Consider the following 19,016-nt stretch of genomic DNA (forward strand, 5'->3'; position numbering starts at 1 on the left):
GTGGGAGGTCGGTGAAAAAGCCAGGCACAGCATCCTGGCGCAAATGGAACGTACAAAGGGCGCCCGACCGGGCGCCCTTTGTAGATTGCTCAGAGATCTTAGTCGGCCTTGGCCAGGTTCCGCAGCACGTAATGCAGCACGCCACCGTTTTCGATATATTCGATTTCGGGCGCGGTATCGATGCGGCACTTAAGGGTTATGGTTTTCTCAGAACCATCACCGTAGGTGATGGTGCAGGGCACCTCTTGCAGCGGCTGGATCGTATCCAGACCGTGGATCGAGACGGTTTCATCACCCTTCAAGCCCAGCGTCTTGCGCGAGTCGCCACCGGTGAATTCGAACGGTACAACGCCCATGCCAACCAGGTTCGAGCGGTGGATACGCTCAAAGCTTTCGGCGATCACCGCTTTGACACCCAGCAGAGCCGTGCCTTTGGCCGCCCAGTCGCGCGACGATCCGGCGCCGTATTGCTCGCCACCGAATACAACCAGCGGCGTGCCCTGTTCCTGATAGGCCATCGACGCGTCATAGATTGAAGTCTGCTCGCCATCGGGGCCTTTGGTGTAACCACCTTCGACGCTGTCCAGCATCTCGTTCTTGATGCGGATATTGGCAAAGGTGCCGCGCATCATGACCTCGTGGTTGCCACGGCGCGACCCGTAAGAGTTGAACTCGCGCGGTTGCACCTGACGGTCGGTCAGATACTTGCCAGCCGGTGTTGTCGTGGCAAACGAGCCTGCAGGCGAGATATGGTCAGTGGTGACCATATCGCCCAGAATGGCCAGAACCTTAGCGTCTTCGATGTTCGAAATTGTGCCCGGCTCGGTCCCTATGCCCTGGAAGTAGGGCGGGTTCTGGATATAGGTCGAGGTCGGTGGCCAGTCATAGGTTTCGGCATCGGTGGTATCGACCGCTTGCCATTTCTCGTCGCCTTTGAAGACGTCTGCATATTTCGACAGGAACGCCTCACGGGTGACCGTCTGTTCGACCAATTCCGCCACTTCTTGCTGGGTTGGCCAGATGTCTTTCATGAAGACATCGTTGCCGTCCTTGTCCTGGCCAATCGGCTCGGACGTCAGGTCGATATCCATCGTACCGGCCAGCGCATAGACCACGACCAGCGGCGGTGAGGCCAGATAGTTGGCGCGGACGTCCGGGCTGATACGGCCTTCGAAGTTGCGGTTCCCCGACAAGACCGACGTGGCTACCAAATCGCCCTCGGCAATCGCCTCAGAGAGCTCTTTCTGGATTGGACCCGAGTTGCCGATACAGGTGGTGCAGCCGTAGCCGACAAGGTTGAAGCCGATCTTGTCCAGATCTTCCTGCAGGCCAGCGGCCTCAAGATAAGCAGATACAACCTGCGATCCCGGTGCCAGTGAAGTTTTGACCCAAGGCTGACGGTTCAGACCCAAGGCTGCGGCCTTGCGGGCCACAAGACCAGCGCCGATCATGACATACGGGTTCGAGGTGTTGGTGCAGGAGGTGATCGAGGCGATCACAACTTTACCGGATTCTAGGGTGTAGTCTTCGCCTTTGACGGCGACTTCCTTGCCCATGGGTCGCTTGAACGTCTCGGCCATTTCCCTGGTGAACGCCGCCTTGGCACCGGTCAGAGCAACATAATCCTGGGGGCGCTTAGGGCCCGAGATCGCGGGAACGATGGTGCGCATGTCGAGCGACAGGGTGTCGGTGTAGATCGGCGCGTAATCTGCGTCGCGCCAGAAGCCGTTTTCCTTGGCATAGGCTTCGACCAGCGCGATGCGATCTTCGTCACGGCCGGTGTTACGCAGATAGCGCAGCGTTTCACCGTCAATCGGGAAGAAACCACATGTCGCGCCATATTCCGGGGCCATGTTGGCGATGGTTGCCCGGTCGGCCAGCGGCAGACGGTCCAGACCTTCGCCGAAAAATTCGACGAATTTGCCTACAACACCCTTTGCGCGCAGCATTTCGACGACCTTCAGAACCAGATCGGTGCCGGTGGTGCCTTCAACCAGATCTCCGGTCAGCTCAAAGCCGACAACCTCGGGGATCAGCATCGAGATCGGCTGACCCAGCATAGCGGCTTCGGCCTCGATCCCACCAACGCCCCAGCCCAGAACGGCCATGCCGTTGACCATGGTGGTGTGGCTGTCAGTGCCGACCAGCGTGTCGGGATAGGCAACCTCGTTGCCATCCTGATCCGTGTCGGTCCAAACGGTCTGCGCCAGATATTCCAGGTTCACCTGGTGACAGATGCCGGTTCCGGGGGGCACAACGCGGAAGTTGTTGAAGGCACCCTGACCCCATTTCAGGAACTGATACCGCTCCATGTTGCGTTCGTATTCGCGGTCAACATTCATCTGGAACGCGCGCGGGTTGCCAAACTCGTCAATCATGACCGAGTGGTCGATGACCAGATCAACCGGGTTCAGCGGGTTGATCTTCTGAGCGTCGCCGCCCAGAGCCTTGATCCCGTCGCGCATAGCGGCCAGATCGACCACCGCCGGAACGCCGGTGAAATCCTGCATCAGCACGCGGGCAGGGCGATAGGCGATCTCACGCGGGTTCTTGCCACCTTTGGCACCCCATTCGGCGAAGGCCTTGATGTCGTCGACCGAGACGGAGAACCCGTCATCTTCGAACCGCAACATGTTTTCCAATACCACCTTCAGGGCGGCGGGCAGTTTCGAGAAATCACCCAGGCCGGCCTCTTGCGCGGCGGGGATCGAGTAATACGAGATGGACTTGCCATTCACGCTCAGGCTGCGGCGTGTCTTGGCGGTATCCTGTCCGACTTTGATGGGCATCTGTGGCCTCCCTCTCAAATGACGTGGAATATGGGATTCGCTGAGGGCTATCTGCATCACCCAAGCGCGCGGTTCAAGGTCCAACAGACCAGGTGCGGCAATTTTTGTATACCATTGCACACATTTTTGCGAAAACCTTGTGTCACCAGTCTCAAGAAACCTTGATTGGTGCTTGATCAGCGTTCCGTCTAAACCAGTAATGCACCCCATGAAACCCGAGAGCAAACATGTTCAAATCTGCAACCGCAACCGCGTTGGCGTCCCTGTTTCTGGCTACTTCGGCCATTGCAGAAAGCGGACCCGTAGTGGTGGAGCTGTTCACCTCGCAGGGATGTTCGTCCTGCCCCCCGGCTGACCGGATCATGCACGATCTGGCCAATCGGGATGACGTCATCGGGTTGGCGCTGCATGTGGATTATTGGGACTATATCGGATGGGAGGATGAATATGCCGACCCCACCCATACTGAGCGTCAGCGCAGCTATGCCGGGAATTCCGGGCGTACGGTGATCTATACGCCTCAGATGGTAGTGAATGGTCAGCAGGATATTGTAGGGGCAGATACGGCAAAGCTGGATTACCTGATCGGCGACCATTCCAAGGCCGCTCCGCTGGCGTCGGTTTCGGCCTCGCGTACAGGAGATAACGTAACTGTCGACGTTTCCTCGATCAGTTTGCCACCGGATCAGGTCTATGAAATCCGGGTGGTGCAATACACGCCAATGCGCCATGCCTCGATCCGGCGCGGAGAGTTGGCCGGACAAGAACTGGATTATGCCAATGTGGTCGAGGCCTGGACAGTAGCCGGGCAATGGGACGGGACAGCGCCTAAGACCTATAAGGTATCTTTGACGTCAGGTTTACCGGCCGTTGTGTTGGTGCAAGGGGTTGGCCATGGGCCGATTATTGCGGCAGCACGCGTTCGCTGATCAAGGCATGTCTTTGGCTTGGACGCCTAGCCCGTTCCAGGTTTTCCAGCGACGATGAATCCAGAACCACTGACCCATATGCTGTCGGACAACTGCCTCGAGGTCATCATTGGTGAACTGGGTCATCGTCTTTGGATCCGTATGTGGGACCGGTTCGTGCAGGATGATTTCGAAATCAACCCCATTGGGCTGACGCACCGCATAGCACGGAATCAGGACGGCTTTGTATTTCATTGCCAGTTCAGCATTCAAAACCGACGTCACGGCCGGTTTGCCGAAAAAAGTCAGCTCTTCCCCGCCATGTGCGTGCAGGTCTGACACAATAGCGATGATCCCGCCTTTTTTGAGTGTCCGCACCATTTCGACCATCCCGCGACGGCCTTGTTCGAACATCGGGGCGCCGGTTTTGTAGAACGCATCGACATACATGTCGTTGAAGTAGGGGTTCGCCATTCGACGGTAGAGGCAGCCAATAGGCTGACCGCTGCGTTCTTGAAGGGCAATACGCGCGGCCAGGTAATGGCCGAAATGAGCAGTGATCATCATCACAGGTCGCCCCTCCGCCAAGGCGGAATCAAAGGCGGCAAGACCCGTACCCGTGACTTTGGCAAAGCGTTGGCGTTCTGTGAAATCCTCGGGCGAGAAGTGCTCCATGATCGCGCGCCCGGCGTTGTCAGGAACGGCCTTGCAGATACGTTTCACTTCGGATTCAGTCAGGTCCGGGCAGGTGAGTTTCAGATTGCTGCGTACTCTTTTCGAGAACCCGACCAACGGTGCAAGGTTTCTCGCTATGGCGCCCATTGTGGCAATGCGTGTCTCATAGGGCAGCAACCGTAGCGCTTTGATAACGCCTTTCAGGAACATGCCGGATACATAGTATTTGCCAAGCTCGGACCTGCTTAGTTCAGACTTTTCAACGGGCATCAGAAGGTCTCGGCGTCTGTTGTGAATTGCCGGGTCAGACATACAAGCCGATCGAGGTAACCACAAGCTTTCTGCTCGGCCAGAAATTTTGGCGCGCTTTCTCTCTTTATTCGTCGCCGTCATCATCCCGGAGCGTGATGGTTCCCTCATCGACAAGTGTCCGGATGGCGCCAATGATCTGGGTCATCGCCTCCTCTGCATCGGGTTGTTTGATTTTTCCGACCTCATCCATTTCTTCGCGCAGGTTTTCGGCCATACGCGACGACATGTTGGACAACAGGTAGTCAACCGATGCCCTGTCTCCTTCCGTTTCTGCACCGGCGAGCGCTGTAACCAGGACAGGTTGTTCCACACCGCGTAGAATGGCCGGTACATCACGGGGCAGAATGCGGGACGGGATATGGGCGAAGGTGAAAATGGATTGGCGAACTATGGTGGCAAAATCGGCGTCTTCTTCTTCTAATGCGCTCAGCAGGCCGTCCCGGGTCGAGGCAGCGGACTGATTCAGTATCGCGCCAACGCGGGCACCCGGTCCGTCGGCAAACGCTGTGGCAGGGCGCTGATCCATCTGAGCCGCCAGCGACCACCCGATCCGCTCGACGGCCTCTGGGCTGACATTTGCAGTTTTCGAAACCGCATAGGTAATACGCCGAGCAACTGGGCCGGGAAGGTGCCCTAGCAGTTGCGCAGCTTTGGCGGTTTCAAGTTTCGATAGCATCACGGCCGCAATCTCGGTGCTTTCGGCCTGCGCCATTTCGGCCAGATCTTCTGTAGGGATCTCTCGCAATCGCTGCCAAGGATCGCCGATCTGGCTTATCCCGGCCACTTTACGCAAACGCGCCGCAGTTGCCGGGGCGATTTTGCCGTTCACCACATCCAAAGCGCCCGCCAGACCATGTGGAAAGGACAGGCCAACACTGTCCAGCGCATCTGCAAATTCACCGGCAACTGCGTCCAAGGTAACCCGGTCGACAAGGCCCATTTTGCCCAGCTGGTGGGTTAGCTTTTCCTGTAAATCGTCGGGGAGCTCTTCCAGCGGAATGTCCGCCCCATCATTCAGCAAGAGACGCACAACCACCGCCGCCTTTTGTCGGCTGCTGAGGCTGCGGGCCACCAAGCGAAGGTCGTCATCGTTTTCTTTGGCCAGCTGGGCAGAAGCCCCCGGGGCCACCTGTACCAATGTGTTTGTGTTCTGCATCTGCCTGCGGTGCCAAAGTTCCTGTTCCACAGGCAGATTACAGAGAGTCGGGTAAAGAAAGGCTGAAGTTTAGTAGTTGTAGGTCAGTCCGGTGCGGATCGCCTCGCGCAGGGAAACCTCTGCCCAGGTTCCTTCGCCGCCGCGCGCCTTGATTTCACGCCACTGGGCAATCGCCAGATCGGTTTTGCCCTCGGCAACAAAGCCTTGCGCCATATAGGAACGTGCTAGGATATTGTCGGGATTTGCGTTAATTGCACCTTCATAGAACAGGTTCGCCAGTTCCAGCTTGCCCATCTTCCGATAGGTAAAGCCCCAATAGGTCATGACGCGATCGTCATTCTGGTCCATCACGCGCAGCACGCCTTGGGCGTTTTTGAACTGCCCGTCATAGGCCAGTTCACGCACGGCGTGGTACAGCTGATCCTGAGTGAAATTGGTGTTGCTGGGCTTTACGCATTTGCCCGCGGCCTCATCATAGACCCGTCCGAACAGACATTTCTTGGTGGTATTTGTTGTTTTTGGCGGCGTCGATCCCCCGCCGCCACCTGCGGCATGAACCATGGGGGCAAATGTAAGGGCCTGAATTGCAATAACCGAAGCTAGGATGAGGCGCATATTTGGTCTCCGTTCGTAGGGCTGCTCAGAATAAGCATAGCGCGTTCTATACAAAAGCTAACAACTGATCGCGCGAATTTATTCACAAGTATGAAAGCTCGACCAATCTTGACGTAACCAGACAAAGAAAAACCCGCACAAGATCATTGTGCGGGTCTGTATTGCGTGAGCTTGACGAAAATTTACTCGCCAAACACCCGGGCAAAGATCGTATCGACATGTTTGGTGTGATAGCCGAGATCGAATTTCTCTTCGATCTCCTCCTTGCTCAACGCGGCGGTCACGTCAGTATCCGCCAGAAGTTCTTCTTTGAAGTCTGTGCGGTGTTCCCAGACCTTCAACGCGTTGCGTTGAACCATAGCATAAGCCTCTTCCCGGCTGACCCCTGCCTGCGTCAGCGCCAGCAGAACCCGCTGGCTCATCACTAGACCGGGGAACTTGTTCATGTTCTCCATCATGTTCTCGGGGAAGATCAGCATTTTGTCGATCACGCCCGTCAGTCGAGCCAGAGCAAAATCCAGTGTGATCGTAGCGTCCGGCCCAATCATGCGTTCCACCGAGGAGTGTGAGATGTCGCGTTCGTGCCAGAGCGCCACATTCTCCATCGCCGGGATCACCGCCGCGCGCACCATGCGCGCCAGCCCGGTCAGGTTCTCGGTCAGTACAGGGTTCTTCTTGTGCGGCATCGCCGACGACCCTTTCTGCCCCATCGAGAAGAACTCGGCCCCCTCAAGAACCTCGGTCCGCTGCATGTGACGGATTTCAATGGCAACGTTTTCGATGCTGCTGGCGATCACGCCCAACGTGGCAAAGAACGCGGCATGGCGGTCGCGGGGGATGACCTGCGTGCTGATCGGTTCGGGCACCAGTCCCAGCTTGTCGCAGACATGCTCTTCGACCTGAGGGTCGATATTGGCAAAGGTGCCGACCGCGCCGCTGATCGCACCTGTTGCAATCTCGGCTCGTGCGTCGCGCATGCGGGACAGGTTGCGATCCATCTCGGCATAGAAGCGCGCGAATGTCAGGCCCATTGTGGTGGGCTCGGCGTGGATGCCGTGGCTGCGGCCGATGCGGACAGTGTCCTTATGTTCGATCGCGCGGCGTTTTAGAGCGGCCAGCAAACCTTCGAGGTCGGCGATCAGGATGTCGGCAGCGCGGGTCAGCTGAACGTTGAAACAGGTATCCAGCACGTCCGAGCTGGTCATGCCCTGATGCACGAAACGCGCCTCATCACTGCCGACATGCTCTGCCAAATGGGTCAGAAAAGCGATGACATCGTGTTTGGTGACGGCCTCAATCTCATCAATGCGGGCCACATCGAATTCCACATCCTTGGCCTTCCACACGGCATCGGCGTTTTCACGCGGGATCACGCCCAGATCGGCCATGGCGTCACAGGCATGGGCCTCGATCTCGTACCAGATGCGGAACTTCGTCTCGGGCGACCAGATGGCGACCATGTCGGGGCGGGAATAACGTGGAATCATTGGCAGCGGCACCTTTTTATGATTTGGCAGAGGTCGTTGCGGCGCGGTTTAAACCCAGCCGCCCTACGGAACAAGGCGCGAGTGCGGTGATGAGACGGTTTGCCCTGATTTTATCCCTTTGGCCTGGTGTTGCGGCAGCGACAGAGTTCTGGCCGCTGACGGGTGATGAAATTACCGAAACCTTGTCGGGCAAAAAACTAACTTATGGCGACGGCATCTGGCAAACATTCGACCAAAGCGGGGTGACCCATTATTTTTCGGGTCGTCCCAGCACCGGAAAGTGGGCCGTGCAGGGCGATCAGTATTGCTCGGTTTGGCCGCCTTCAGATATCTGGGCGTGTTATGATGTTCTGCAAAGCGGTGTCATCATTCGATTTATTGACGACGCAGGCGGGATCACAGACGGGTATTATCCCGAATGACCTTTCCAAACGGACTGACCGACTTCGAAGGGGACTGGAGCCTGTCACGCACCATTCGGGATGCGCGGGCCGGGCAGGTGGTTTTGGCCGATGGCTCTGCGCGATTCACAAGGTCCAAAGACGGTCTGATCTATGACGAGACGGTAACTCTGCGCATTCCGGGCCAGCCCGAGATGATGGGAACGCGCCGATACCTGTGGCACGACAAGGGCGAAAGCGTTGCGGTGCATTTTGATGACGGGCGTTATTTCCACGCTCTCAAGCTGGGCCAGGCGCAGGCTGCGGATCACCATAATTGCCCGCCGGACAGCTATGACGCAGTCTATGATTTCTCGGGCTGGCCCTGCTGGAGGGTCCGTTGGACCGTGTCCGGCCCCCGGAAATCATACGAAATGAATACGGAATACATGCTGCGGTAGCGTAATCATCTTGCAGATGCGGCGCTGACAGGGCATTCCTGTTGCAGAATCTCGGTCCGTTTAGGGAGAAACAACATGAATGCTAACGTATTGGCCAATGCATTTGGCCCACGTGAAGGGACGGCGCTGCGCGTCAAACAGGTGGTTATGGTTGCTTTGGGCATCGTTGCCTTGGCAGTCGCCGCCAAGATTAAAGTGCCGATGTGGCCAGTTCCAATCACCATGGGTACATTTGCGGTTCTGACCATCGGCACCGCCTATGGCGCACGGCTGGGTCTGGTAACTATGATGGGCTATCTGCTGATCGGCGCGCTGGGCTTTGACGTATTCGCGGGCTCTTCGGCTGAAAAATTCGGCCTTACTTACATGATGGGTGGCACAGGCGGCTACCTAGTCGGATATGTGCTGGCAACCCTGATGCTGGGTACGCTGGCCGCGCGCGGCTGGGACCGTTCGGTCGTGAAAATGGCGCTGGCGCTGGTACTGGCCAACGTTCTGATCTATGTCCCCGGCCTGCTGTGGCTGGGCCAGCTCTATGGCTGGGACCAGCCGATCCTGGCATGGGGCCTGACACCATTCCTGGTGGGTGATGCGATCAAGCTCGCGCTGGCCGCGCTGCTGATCCCCGGCCTGTGGAAGCTGGTGGGCGACGCCCGCACCTAAACCACAGTCAACCTAGTTGACATGAACCGCGCCCGGAGCGATCCCGGCGCGGTTTTTTGTTGCGCCAACAAGAGGCTGGACAAAACCGGTCGACACAGTTCAAGCTGTAGCAATAGAAACAACAGGTTATTCAGATATGCCTAATCTATTGAGGGCTGTAACCCTTTCCTGCGCGGTTGTTTGCGCCGGGGCAGGGAGTGCAAAAGCCGAAACACCGATCACCTATACTGATGAAGGGCGCGCCTTGTTCAGCTTTGCGGTACCAGATTTTTGGTCGGTTCGTACTGGCGGCCCGCGTGAGGTCGATGACACCGAGCTGAACGATCCCCGCGCGGTTGCCCGGGTCATGGGGATCAAACCGGTAACGGATGACAGCGTATGGATTGGATTTGTCTCGCCATCTGGTGTGTCATCCATCGACGGTGGCCTGCGATACCTTCAGGATATCGACAAGTTTCTAGTCAAAGATCCGATCGTTTCGGAAACAGTCGCAACCCAGATCGGAGGTCTGCCAGCGCGGGTTATCCGCGGTACCGGTACCCGTGATCGGCGGGGGATAAATTTCACGGCCACAGTGATTGACTTGCCGCGTGATCGCGTGGCTGTCGCAGTGGCCGTATTAAGAGACGGCGCCGATCCTGGCTATGTGGACGACCTGAATGCCGTATTCGCGTCATTCCGGTCGCTTCAGTGAGGAGGTTTGGATGACTCGTAAGCTGATGAAACGGTCGATCGCCGCGCTGGTATTCGGTTTGACCAGTATCACCTTGTCTGCCTGCGACGGCGTGACGGTTGGTGTGGGATACGGATATGATCCGTTCTATGACTCGATGCTTTGGAACGACTATTATCACGACGTTGATGTGGACATTGATGTAAATCGTCCACCGCAGGGTAAGCCTCCGGTCAAACCCAAACCTCCGGTCGCCAAGCCCCCGGCGCGCCCACGCCCCCCGGTCGCCAAGCCCCCCGCACGTCCACCGGTTGCCCGGCCACCAGTTGCCCGGCCGCCTATTCACCGCCCGTCACCGCGGCGGCGCTGATGCGGATCACGACAGCAATTCCGTCGTGATTTTCGCTGTTCCTTCAAGTGTCCTGTGAACAGGGCACTTGTCGGCGATTTCAAGCAGACGTGCGCGCTGATCCTGATCCAAGGGGCCCTCGAGCCGAATTTTGCGGCGGAACAGATCGACCTTGTTGTCAGTGATCAGACCCGCATCCTGTGCGTGGACCTTGTTATGGCAAACATCGACAGTGATGCCTGTTAGTGGCCAGCCCTTGCGCCGCGCATACATCCGGATTGTCATCGAAGTACAGGCTCCCAGACCCGATGACACAAAGCCATAGGGCGACATACCGCGGTCGGTGCCTCCATATGAGGCCGGTTCGTCTGCTACAACATGATGCTTGGGGCCGGACTGAATGTCTTGCTGGAATCCGTTGGGATCGGCCTCAGTCACCCGCACTACGCCTTCGGGCGCACCCGGTGGTGGGGCAGGCGGGCGCAGCACCACATAGCGCGTAACCCAAGCCGCTATTACATCTGCAGCATATTCCGCATCCGCCGCGCGTGTAATCAGGTGATCAGCGTCGTCCAGCGTCACGAAGCTTTTGGGATGTTTGGCTGCCAGAAAGATCGCGCTTGCATTGTCGATACTAACCGTTTCGTCGCGTGGCGCATGAAGTATCAGCAGCGCGGCCTTCAAATCCGCAATCGCAGGGGTTAGCGCGGATTGGGCGATATCTTCGACGAACGCTTTGCCAATACGGAACGGGCGACCACCCAAAGTTACCTCGGCCGATCCCTCTTGTTGGATTTCCGACAGTGCGGCGTCGAAATGGTGCGAGACATGCCCTGGATCGGCAGGCGCGCCCAGCGTCACAACGGCCTTAACACTCGAAATACCAGCTCGGGCGCGCAGAACCGCTGCCCCTCCGAGAGAATGCCCGATCAGCAGAGACGGGGACATGTTCCGTCCAGCCAGATACCGTGAGGCGGCGATCAGATCCTCAACATTCGAGGTGAAGGTGGTGTTTGCAAATTCGCCGTCTGAATGACCCAAGCCTGTGAAATCAAACCGTAACACCGCGATACCCATCGCTGCCAGACGGGCTGCGATCCTGCGCGCGGCCGGGATATCTTTTGAACAGGTAAAGCAATGGGCAAACAATGCCGTAGCAAGGACAGGCCCGTCTGGCAGGTCGAGGCGCGCAGCCAGTTGGTGGCCGTCGTGACCGGCAAAGGTGATGCGTTCGGTGGGCATGGCAGTTCCTTACGTCATGAGGTGCCTCAATATTGTGGCCGCCAGCGAGGGGTCTCAACCCCTATGTAAGAAGCGTCACGGGAAGGTGAGACTGGGTCAGGGGCCGGCGGAGTTCTGGTGCGATAGATTGCATCAATTTTTGTGATGTATTGCCAATCAAACATTCACTTTAATAAAGCGAATGCCACCCTCATCTTGAGCCTGTCGAACACAACCAGCCACGGAGGCAACAGTGGTACATCTCACTTCTCAGCCACATGGCACAAATCTTCGCTTAGATTTACTGATCGCTATCGCCGTAACTGCGGTCATCAGTTTTGCCGCGGGTCAGAACTGGACACAGCCGACATCTTTTGCCAGCACCGAAATCGAGGACTGGCATGGGAACGTCAAACGGTCAAACTGGCCGAACTGAGGGGTCAGGCCAGCCCCATAAGCTGTGGGTCAAAGGGATAGGTGGACAGGTTTTCATACCCATCCTCAGTGATCAGAACCTGATCTTCGAGTTTGATTGAGAAATCTCCACCTACCTCGCCAACCGCAGCTTCGACGCACAGAACCATGCCCGGTTCCAGTTGGTAATCGTAGGCACCTGCAACGGCCTTGTCCGGATAGGCGACCAGAGGCCACTCGTCACACAGGCCAACGCCGTGCATCAGGCAACCGTATTTCTGGTCCTGAAACTTGCTATCCAACCTATGGCTGTTGGCGGTCAGTTCAGGGATCATAACGCCGGGTTTCAGCATCTCCATATTTGTCATGATATGCTCATGCGCGTGCTGCATGGCATAGACCATATCCGGGCGGGGTTTCTCATCCCCGATCCACCAGGTGCGCGAGATATCGATGCAGATGCCGTAAGACCCGATCAGATCGGTATCGAAGGCGATGATTTCATTCTTTTGCGTGATCCGGGGACCACATTCCTGAAACCACGGGTTGGTGCGTTGGCCCGAGGCCAGCAGGCGGGTTTCGATCCATTCCCCGCCGCGCCGGATGTTTTCGGCATGCAGAATGGCCCAGATGTCGTCTTCCGAGGTTCTTCCGTTTCCGACATTAGCGCGGGCAAATGCCTCCATCTCGGCCACCGCGGTCTCGCAGGCGTGGTTGGCACATCGCATCGCCAGAATTTCGTCCGGGCCTTTCACGGCGCGGGACTTTTCAGTGACTTCCTCGCCTTCCATGATCTCGAACCCCTGGGCCTCAAGGGCGCGCAAACCGTGCAGCATGATCTTGTCCACAGCCAGCCGCTTGTTACCGCCGCCATGCGCATCAATCAGCGCCCGCACTTCGTTCGAGAGCACATCCGCCGCAACATCGACCTTGTCGCCGCGATCGAAATAGAACAGGTCGGCGCCCGACCGCTGTTCCTTCACTAACGAGTTGAATTTGCTTAGAAAAGGTGAGTTTTTATAGTCCCAGATCACCATATACCCGTCGGCACATAACAGCACTGCGCGGAAGGGGTTATGCGTGTTCCAGAGCTGCATGTTGGTGCTGTCTGTGGCGTATCGAATGTTCAGAGGATCAAACATCAACAAGCCACCATAGCCACGATCAACGATGGCCTTGGTCAGACGTTTCCACCGATACTCACGCATCCTCTCAAGGTTCGGCAAGGACAGGCCGGCGGCTTCCCATTCGGCGAAGGCCAGCTGTGTGGGGCCGATCTCGATCCGGTCCAAATCATTGGGAGTGCCGTCCCCAAGCGCTGTGCCTTTGGTGGGGTCGATCTTGCGGATATCTCTATGGTGACGGTTCAAAGTAGCCCTCCCTGCCTGTCTATCGAGCGTGAAGAAGCATTCTTTCAGCGTCTTGATAATTTGCGACCGCCATCCGTCGCTTTTTGACCGACAAGTCGAAGTGTCGATGTTAGGTCGGGCTCATGACGACCATTTTGCAGACCTCTACTCCCTATGATCCTTTGAAACCCCGCCCGCTGCCGGGTATTCAGCCCGCCAGTATGGAAACTTGGTTGCATCAGGACGAAGCGTTCGCGGCCCAGATGGAATATCGGGAAGCGTTGCTGAAAGAGCGTCACGCTGATGTTCTTGCGCTGGCGCCCGAAGCCGAACCAGCCGCACAAGAAGTCTTGGACCTGGTGTTGCAATATGCGTACCCCGGATGCTCAGACCTCGTCACGAGAGCCGATGGGCAGAAGGTCCAGATTGATCGGCAGGCCCCAATGGAAACCCTTTGCAGACTGGTGCAGGAGGATATCTGTATCTTGCAAAAGCAAGGGGACGAACATGTTTTGACTGGCGCGGTTTTGTGTTTTCCAGCCAGTTGGCGACTGTCAGAAAAATTCATGCGTCCCCTGATCGACATCCATGTACCGGTCAACAGCTACGACGAAAGCATCGCGCGCCGTGTCCAGCGGTTGTTTGATGGAATTCAGCCCGATAAGCCGCTCTGGCGGTTTAATGCGCTGTGGTATGAGGATGCCGATCTGCATCAGCCTCGAAGCGCTACAGAACCGCGCGAGGTCAGTTCACCCGGAGCCGCGTGCTATTTGCGCAGCGAGAGGCAAACATTGTTGCGGCTGCCGAAAACGCGGGCTGTGGTTTTTTCGATCCACACCTATGTTCTTGAGCCTGGAAGCCTGCGCCAAAAAGAAAACCCCACCTGACGGCGGGGCTTCCTAGGAGGGTCTTATTGGAATTAGTCTACATGCCTAAAGCAGTAGCCACACCCGCAAAGGCACCGCTGGTGCTGAGCGCTGATATTGCAACCGAATAGGCAAGTACCTGAGTATTCAGGCGGAAATCTTCACCTCGGATCAGGTTGACGGCAGCCATCGAGGCCGCGATCGGGACCGACACGCTGGCCACGGCACCCGTAAGTCCCCAACTGGTAAGTCGCAGGATATCATTGGGTTTCTCGTGGTCGAGGGGGGGAGTGTCGGTCCGATCATCCGGTTTCTGCTCGATCGGTTCTGTCCGAAAAGCAATGCTAAGCAACTGCTCGTCTGACAGCTGGATTGGCCGCGCATGTGAGGTCTGCGTTTTGTTTCTTGGCTCATCCAGATCTTCTGTCTCCGTTAATTCAAGACCTGCAAACGGCCCGGAAACGGATTCGAAAATTTGTTTTCTGTCCCGCTGTTTAACGGGCGCCAGAGTGTCAAAAGCACTCATGAATTGTTCCATGGTCAGGACTGTATTCGGAGACAGCCATTCCACGCGCTGAGTCGCACAGATATCGACCATGCGATACAGGATCACAACAAGCATAAGCTCCGAGATCTCGCTGTCGTCCAGCAAGGCGGAAACAGGGGTAATTGTGACCGTCAACCGGTTTTCGGGCAGGGTCACCCGGGGTTTCGAGACGGTTCTCAGACCGGCCGCACGGTCCCGCCGTTCAAACCGGTCTTCTGTTTCAGCCAGTTGGGTATCCAGCGTAAGGCGCACGAGGTACTGACTTGAGACGATGCTCGCCTCGGTCGTGTTCAAGATCGTTTTGCGCTCAACAAGATGGCCGTAATCTTCCAGGGTTGCCGCCACGATGGCACCAAACCGCTCGATCGCGCCATTGGTCTTGCCTGTGAACTGCAGGCCGCCGTGATAGCTGTGCTTCGGAGTCACTGCGCATTCCTTTGTGCATTCCGTCAGATGACTCAAATTATCAACAGATAAGGGAAAGAATTGGGCGGAAATGGAAAAAAATGAGAAATCGGCAAGATTGATTACGCATTGGAAACCTAGGCATTTTAAGGGCTATTTAGCGTCTGTGGCGACAATGTGTCTGAATTGCGGTCGCCCTACATGACAGACCGACACAATCATCCGTCGATTCGAGCAGCCATGATTGCGATGGATTCTTGGTACACCGTCGCGGCATTCCACTGTTGAATGACCGCAAAATTCGGTTGGCCCGGTTGATATCCGCGTCCGGGCTTCCAGCCCTTTTTACGCAGGAAATTAGCGGTCGAGGCCAGCGCATCGGTCATATTGTAGAAATCGACCTGACCGTCACCCGTGGCATCCACACCGTATTCCAGGGCATTGCCCGGCAGAAACTGTGTATGTCCCAGCTCACCATGCTTGGCACCAACAGTGTTGGTCGTAATGCTGCCTTGATCGACCAGCTTCAGTGCTCCGATAGCGTGGGGGACGAAGAACTCGGATCGGCGACAATCATAGGCCAAAGTGGTTATTGCTGACACAACCTGGCTGTCACCCATGAAATTTCCAAATCCTGTTTCCATTCCGTGAATAGCGATCAGAACGCCTGCTGGCACCCCATACTGGCGCTCGAGCGTCGCATAGAACTGAGGGTTCCTGGCTTTGCGCTTACGGCCCTGCGCTACGATGGTATCCGCGCCGCGGATCTGCATGAATTTGTCCAGCGAGTATTTAAAACTCTTTTGGTTTCGGTCCGCGGCAATGGTTCGGGTGGCGTATTGGCTTTGGCTCAGCGCCTGCAATCCCTTCTTTTTTACTCCCGCGCGCTGGGCCTGCTTCGCGAAATCCCGCTTCCAGGTCTCAAATCCATTTCCGGTGTTGCCACAGGGGGCCGCTGCCGCAAAGCCAGGTAGAGAGATTGCCAAAATAAGAGCAAGCCGAAGCATCTTGTAATCCGATCCAATGAAATGACAGGGGCAGCCTAGGCAGGGAAGCCGCACACGAAAAGGGGTTAATAAAGGTCGAGTTCCCCGGTGCCCTTCAGGCTATCAAACCATTCATCCGGCGTTTTGTCGATTTTGGCGTGCTTGACCATCATGGCATTCATATTGGGAAGCCCTGATGAATCTGGCCAGTTTTCAGGTTGCCACAGATCCGACCGGATGACGCATTTAGGGCAATGTGCAAAAGCGGTCTCGATATGAATCATAAGGGCTAGCTTGGGCGCGCGATTATTCACTGCCATACTGTTCAGCAAGTCCGGGTCAATACATATGCGCGCGGTTCCTCGGATGCGCAAAGTCTCCAACTTGCCAGGCACTAGGAAGATCACACTAACACGCGGGTCCTGTATTATATTGTGAAACGTGTCAGTCCGCTTGTTGCCTGGGCGGTCGGGAATGGCGATCAGAGTGTCTGAGATCACCCGAACAAACCCTTCGGGATCCCCACGAGGAGAGATATCCAGATAACCACCCGGATTGGCCGAAGCGATCAGGCAGAAGGTCGACTTGGCGATAAAGTCGCGACACATGCCGTCCAGCGCGGCTTGTTCCTTGGCGATGATCTGGGGAAGGGGCGCGCCGGTGATGCGTTCCAGTTCCTCTTTCGAAGTGACGAAATCCGAGAACGGTGCGAATGCGGTTTCGGCTGACATGCGATCTCTCCTAACCGGGGTAATGGCAAGTGTGAAAGATCGGGCCAAACGAAACAAGGGGCGCCCGATGGACGCCCCTATAGAGTTTTCGTCGAAAATGCTGGATTAGCAGCTGTAATACATGCCGTATTCAACCGGATGCGGCGTGTGTTCGTAGGTTTCGACTTCGTCCATCTTCAGTGCGATGTAGCCGTCGATCTGGTCTTTAGTGAACACGTCGCCCTGCAGCAGGAAGTCGTGATCCGATGCCAGGGCTTCCAGAGCTTCACGCAGTGAACCGCAAACCGTCGGGATGTCGGCCAGCTCTTCGGCCGGCAGATCGTACAGGTTCTTGTCCATGGCTTCACCCGGATCGATCTTGTTCTTGATGCCGTCCAGACCAGCCATCAGCAGCGCGGCAAACGCCAGGTAGGGGTTTGCGGCCGGATCAGGGAAGCGGGCTTCGACGCGCTTGGCTTTCGGGCTTTCGGTCCATGGAATACGGACACAACCGGAACGGTTACGAGCCGAGTAAGCACGCAGGACGGGGGCTTCAAATCCGGGGATCAGTCGCTTGTAGCTGTTGGTCGCCGGGTTGGTGAAGGCATTCAATGTCTTGGCGTGCTTCAGGATACCACCGATGAAGAACAGTGCCTCGTCCGACAGATCAGCATACTTGTCGCCAGCAAACAGAGGCTTGCCGTCCTTCCAGATCGACATGTTCACATGCATGCCGGTACCGTTGTCGCCTGCGATTGGCTTCGGCATGAAGGTCGCCGATTTGCCGTATGCATGCGCCACGTTGTGGATGATGTATTTGAACTTCTGCAGCTCATCTGCCTGTTTGGTCAGGCTGTCAAAGATCAGGCCCAGCTCGTGCTGGCACGACGCAACCTCGTGGTGATGCTTGTCGACCTTCATACCCAGACGCTTCATGGTCGACAGCATTTCCGAACGCAGATCCTGGGCTTCGTCGATCGGGTTGACCGGGAAGTAACCGCCCTTAACCCCCGGGCGGTGGCCCATGTTGCCCATCTCGTATTCGGTGTCGGTGTTCCAGGACGCATCAGTTGCATCAACTTCGTAGGATACTTTGTTGATGCTGTTGGAAAAACGCACATCGTCGAACAGGAAGAATTCTGCCTCTGGGCCCATATAGGCCACGTCGCCGATACCGGTTGCCTTCAAGTAGGCTTCGGCTTTCTGGGCGGTGCCGCGCGGGTCACGCTCATAAGCTTCGCCGGTGTCGGGCTCGACAACTGAGCAATGCACGCAGATGGTTTTCTCTGCGTAGAACGGATCGACATAGGCGCTGTTGGTATCGACCATCAGTTTCATGTCCGAGGCTTCGATGGACTTCCAGCCAGCGATGGAAGAGCCATCGAACATGAAGCCTTCTTCAAGGAAGTCTTCATCTACCTGATCGGCCACCAGGGTGACGTGCTGCAGTTTGCCGCGCGGGTCAGTGAAGCGGACGTCGACATACTCGGCGCCTTCGTCCTTGATTAGCTGAAGAACTGCGTCCTTGCTCATTCTCTTGATTCCTCTGAATTGAAGATTTGGTCTTGTTACAGTGCGTCCGAACCGGTTTCGCCGGTACGGATGCGAATTGCTTGTTCGACGGGTGAGACAAAGATCTTGCCGTCGCCGATCTTGTCGGTTTTGGCGGCGGAAACGATGGCTTCGATGGCGGCATCGACCAGATCGTCGTCCAGCACAACCTCGACCTTCACCTTGGGCAGAAAGTCGACCACATATTCCGCGCCGCGGTAAAGTTCAGTGTGACCTTTCTGACGGCCAAACCCCTTGACCTCGATCACGCTGAGGCCCTGGACTCCGACGTCCTGCAGCGCCTCTTTCACTTCGTCCAGTTTGAACGGCTTGATGATCGCTTCGATCTTCTTCATACCGGGCTCCCTTTAACTCTTGTCAGGATGGCACTGACCACGTCTAAGATCGGGCGGCAATGTGAATGAGAAAATGGCGATGCCAGGTTGCATGGAAATTGGATGGCCGGTGAAATTTTGAACAGTTTGCACAAAAAATAGTC

The 19,016-nt window shown here is 56.6% G+C and carries 20 protein-coding genes; 8 read left to right on the forward strand and 12 right to left on the reverse strand.

Annotated features, from left to right (window positions below; translation table 11 throughout):
• Positions 1-98: 98 nt before the first annotated feature.
• Positions 99-2,789 carry an aconitate hydratase AcnA gene (acnA, locus tag AC2FH9_RS08570; protein ID WP_496871242.1) on the reverse strand — a complete coding sequence of 897 codons (2,691 nt, stop codon included), beginning with the start codon at positions 2,787-2,789 and terminating at the stop codon, positions 99-101.
• 227 nt (positions 2,790-3,016) lie between these two features.
• Here acnA and AC2FH9_RS08575 point away from each other — a divergent pair, with 227 nt between their 5' ends.
• Positions 3,017-3,718: a DUF1223 domain-containing protein gene (locus tag AC2FH9_RS08575; RefSeq protein ID WP_496871243.1), complete on the forward strand. Its 702-nt coding sequence runs from the start codon at positions 3,017-3,019 to the stop codon at positions 3,716-3,718.
• On the opposite strand, the gene AC2FH9_RS08580 is transcribed toward AC2FH9_RS08575, so the two are convergent.
• The 4 genes from AC2FH9_RS08580 to purB form a co-directional block, all read right to left on the reverse strand.
• Complete coding sequence (locus AC2FH9_RS08580; protein WP_142633100.1) at positions 3,719-4,642, reverse strand: lysophospholipid acyltransferase family protein; 924 nt, start codon at positions 4,640-4,642, stop codon at positions 3,719-3,721.
• Between the two features lie 106 nt (positions 4,643-4,748).
• Positions 4,749-5,840 (reverse strand): flagellar motor switch protein FliG, encoded by a 1,092-nt coding sequence (locus AC2FH9_RS08585; RefSeq protein WP_496871244.1) that lies wholly within the window; start codon positions 5,838-5,840, stop codon positions 4,749-4,751.
• A 69-nt stretch (positions 5,841-5,909) separates the two neighbouring features.
• Positions 5,910-6,455 (reverse strand): tetratricopeptide repeat protein, encoded by a 546-nt coding sequence (locus AC2FH9_RS08590; RefSeq protein ID WP_142633104.1) that lies wholly within the window; start codon positions 6,453-6,455, stop codon positions 5,910-5,912.
• A gap of 182 nt (positions 6,456-6,637) precedes the next feature.
• On the reverse strand, positions 6,638-7,942 hold the full coding sequence (purB, locus tag AC2FH9_RS08595) for an adenylosuccinate lyase (protein ID WP_142633106.1): 1,305 nt from the start codon (positions 7,940-7,942) through the stop codon (positions 6,638-6,640).
• Positions 7,943-8,031: 89 nt separating this feature from the next.
• On the opposite strand from purB, the gene AC2FH9_RS08600 reads away from it, so the two are divergent.
• The 5 genes from AC2FH9_RS08600 (at position 8,032) to AC2FH9_RS08620 (ending at position 10,489) form a co-directional block, all read left to right on the forward strand.
• The gene (locus AC2FH9_RS08600) at positions 8,032-8,364 is read left to right on the forward strand and encodes a hypothetical protein (protein ID WP_496871245.1); all 333 of its coding nucleotides are present in this window, start codon (positions 8,032-8,034) and stop codon (positions 8,362-8,364) included.
• Positions 8,361-8,783: a DUF6314 family protein gene (locus tag AC2FH9_RS08605; RefSeq protein WP_496871246.1), complete on the forward strand. Its 423-nt coding sequence runs from the start codon at positions 8,361-8,363 to the stop codon at positions 8,781-8,783. Before AC2FH9_RS08600 ends, AC2FH9_RS08605 begins: the two co-directional genes overlap by 4 nt.
• 75 nt (positions 8,784-8,858) lie before the next feature.
• Complete coding sequence (locus tag AC2FH9_RS08610) at positions 8,859-9,446, forward strand: biotin transporter BioY (RefSeq protein WP_496688469.1); 588 nt, start codon at positions 8,859-8,861, stop codon at positions 9,444-9,446.
• A gap of 136 nt (positions 9,447-9,582) precedes the next feature.
• Positions 9,583-10,140, forward strand: a complete 558-nt coding sequence (locus AC2FH9_RS08615) for a hypothetical protein (RefSeq protein WP_496688467.1) — start codon at positions 9,583-9,585, stop codon at positions 10,138-10,140.
• 10 nt (positions 10,141-10,150) lie between these two features.
• Positions 10,151-10,489 carry a hypothetical protein gene (locus AC2FH9_RS08620; RefSeq protein WP_496688465.1) on the forward strand — a complete coding sequence of 113 codons (339 nt, stop codon included), beginning with the start codon at positions 10,151-10,153 and terminating at the stop codon, positions 10,487-10,489.
• A 6-nt stretch (positions 10,490-10,495) separates the two neighbouring features.
• Here the strand turns inward: AC2FH9_RS08620 and AC2FH9_RS08625 are convergent, their stop codons facing one another.
• Entirely contained in the window at positions 10,496-11,710 is a 1,215-nt protein-coding gene (locus AC2FH9_RS08625) for a bifunctional alpha/beta hydrolase/OsmC family protein (RefSeq protein ID WP_496688463.1), read from the reverse strand.
• Positions 11,711-11,942: 232 nt separating this feature from the next.
• On the opposite strand from AC2FH9_RS08625, the gene AC2FH9_RS08630 reads away from it, so the two are divergent.
• Positions 11,943-12,125, forward strand: coding sequence for a hypothetical protein (locus AC2FH9_RS08630; protein WP_496871247.1), 183 nt, complete (start codon positions 11,943-11,945; stop codon positions 12,123-12,125).
• Between the two features lie 4 nt (positions 12,126-12,129).
• Here AC2FH9_RS08630 and dddP read toward each other — a convergent pair whose 3' ends face one another.
• On the reverse strand, positions 12,130-13,473 hold the full coding sequence (dddP, locus tag AC2FH9_RS08635) for a dimethylsulfonioproprionate lyase DddP (RefSeq protein WP_496871248.1): 1,344 nt from the start codon (positions 13,471-13,473) through the stop codon (positions 12,130-12,132).
• Between the two features lie 122 nt (positions 13,474-13,595).
• Here dddP and AC2FH9_RS08640 point away from each other — a divergent pair, with 122 nt between their 5' ends.
• The gene (locus AC2FH9_RS08640; RefSeq protein ID WP_496871249.1) at positions 13,596-14,339 is read left to right on the forward strand and encodes a heme-dependent oxidative N-demethylase family protein; all 744 of its coding nucleotides are present in this window, start codon (positions 13,596-13,598) and stop codon (positions 14,337-14,339) included.
• Positions 14,340-14,376: 37 nt separating this feature from the next.
• Here AC2FH9_RS08640 and AC2FH9_RS08645 read toward each other — a convergent pair whose 3' ends face one another.
• The 5 genes from AC2FH9_RS08645 to AC2FH9_RS08665 all read right to left on the reverse strand — a co-directional run bounded on the left by AC2FH9_RS08645 (position 14,377) and on the right by AC2FH9_RS08665 (position 18,873).
• Entirely contained in the window at positions 14,377-15,291 is a 915-nt protein-coding gene (locus AC2FH9_RS08645) for a hypothetical protein (RefSeq protein ID WP_246097123.1), read from the reverse strand.
• 197 nt (positions 15,292-15,488) lie between these two features.
• On the reverse strand, positions 15,489-16,277 hold the full coding sequence (locus tag AC2FH9_RS08650; RefSeq protein ID WP_142633122.1) for a lytic murein transglycosylase: 789 nt from the start codon (positions 16,275-16,277) through the stop codon (positions 15,489-15,491).
• Between the two features lie 65 nt (positions 16,278-16,342).
• On the reverse strand, positions 16,343-16,987 hold the full coding sequence (locus AC2FH9_RS08655; RefSeq protein ID WP_281994452.1) for an MSMEG_1061 family FMN-dependent PPOX-type flavoprotein: 645 nt from the start codon (positions 16,985-16,987) through the stop codon (positions 16,343-16,345).
• A gap of 105 nt (positions 16,988-17,092) precedes the next feature.
• Positions 17,093-18,499 (reverse strand): type I glutamate--ammonia ligase, encoded by a 1,407-nt coding sequence (glnA, locus tag AC2FH9_RS08660; RefSeq protein ID WP_142633127.1) that lies wholly within the window; start codon positions 18,497-18,499, stop codon positions 17,093-17,095.
• 35 nt (positions 18,500-18,534) lie between these two features.
• Entirely contained in the window at positions 18,535-18,873 is a 339-nt protein-coding gene (locus AC2FH9_RS08665) for a P-II family nitrogen regulator (protein WP_142633129.1), read from the reverse strand.
• Between the last annotated feature and the right edge of the window lie 143 nt (positions 18,874-19,016).

Source organism: Ruegeria sp. CDSC081, assembly GCF_059610485.1.